1 protein-coding gene is annotated in these 1,462 nt (G+C 71.9%); it reads left to right on the top strand.

The window, feature by feature from the left end; all coding sequences use genetic code 11:
- The coding region (locus AOK23_RS39270) for a serine/threonine-protein kinase (RefSeq protein ID WP_055717229.1) at window positions 1–1,243 on the top strand (1,243 nt) is incomplete at its 5' end.
- Window positions 1,244–1,462 lie beyond the last annotated feature (219 nt).

The following is a 1,462-nucleotide window of genomic DNA, read 5'->3' as shown; positions in this document are numbered from 1 at the left end:
GGACGACCGGCCGTGGATCGTGATGGAGCTCGTGCAGGGGCGTTCCCTGGGCGACGCCCTCCAGGAGGGCACCCTCGGGGTGCGGGACGCGGCGAGAATCGGCCTGGAGGTGCTCGGCGCGCTGGAGGCCGCGCACGCGGCGGGCATCCTGCACCGCGACGTCAAACCCGACAACGTCATGCTCGGCCGCCACGACCGGGTCGTCCTCACCGACTTCGGCATCGCCCAGATCGAGGGCGAGACCAATCTGACGGACACCGGCGGTTTCGTCGGCTCCCCCGAGTACATCGCCCCCGAGCGGGTGCTGGGCCAGCGCCCCGGCCCCGCCTCCGACCTCTGGTCGCTCGGCGTCGTCCTCTACGCCGCCACCGAAGGGGTCTCACCCTTCCGGCGCAGCAACACGCCCGCGACGCTGCAATCCGTCCTCAACGCCGCGCCCGCCGCGCCCGCGTCGGCCACGGGCCCGCTCGCCGAGGCCATCAACGGCCTGCTGCAGAAGGATCCCGCGCGTCGCCCGAACGCCGCCCGCGTCCGTGAACTCCTGGAGTCCGCCGCGAACCCGCCGGCCCCGGCGCCCACCCAGGTGATCCAGCAGATCGCCGCCCCGGCCGGGAAGGGCCTGCGCCTCGGCCCCAAGACCCTCGTGGGCCTCGCCGCGGTGGTGGTCGCGGCCGCGGTCACGGCGTACCTGGTCGTCGCCGACCCCTTCGCCGGACCGCTGCCGGACGGCTGGAAGCAGCGGGACCTCGGGGGCAGGGTCGCCGCGAGCGTCGGCGTTCCCGGTGACTTCACGAAGGACAAGTACGAGCCGGACGAGGCGGACGACACCTACGCCTCGTACAGCGATCCGAGCGGGCTGATCCAGATCGCCGTGGACCGCGACGTCAAGGCGGACGACAAGGACGACGAGATCCCGGCCACCGCGCTGGACAAGGCCTACGCCGACTGGGCCATGCTCAAGGACGGTGAGTACTCCTGGGGCATCGCCGACGACCCCGCGCCGAGGGGCAAGCCGAAGGAGGCCAAGTACCAGGAGGGCGAGGCCGCCGAGAACACCATTGTGTACACGACCACCGACAGCGAGTCCCCGCGCGTGCGTGAGGCGCGGGTCCTCTACTACCGGGCGAAGAACGGCGACACGTACCGGCTGTGGATCGACTATCCGGGCAAGGGGCACTTCACCGAGCAGGGCCGCGAGATCGCCCGGACGGCCATCGAGACCCTGAAGATCGACAAGCTCTAGTGCTGTGACCGGAAAGGTTTGCCGGAAAGCTCGCGGCGTCCGGTGCGATGCCTCGCACGGCGGAGCATGACCCGCGTACTGGGATGTACTCGGGTCATGCGACAACGCCGCGAGGTGCCGCACCGGACGCCGCGAGCCGGTGAACCCTTCCGGTCACAGCGCTAGATCAGGCCGCTCGCCTCCCCCCGGGTGAGCCCGGCGCCGCCGGCGTCCGCCGCC

The organism is Streptomyces torulosus (assembly GCF_001419765.1).
Taxonomy (GTDB): domain Bacteria; phylum Actinomycetota; class Actinomycetes; order Streptomycetales; family Streptomycetaceae; genus Streptomyces; species Streptomyces torulosus.
Note: the sequence above shows the minus strand (reverse complement) of the source record. Positions and strands in the feature narration are given on the sequence as shown.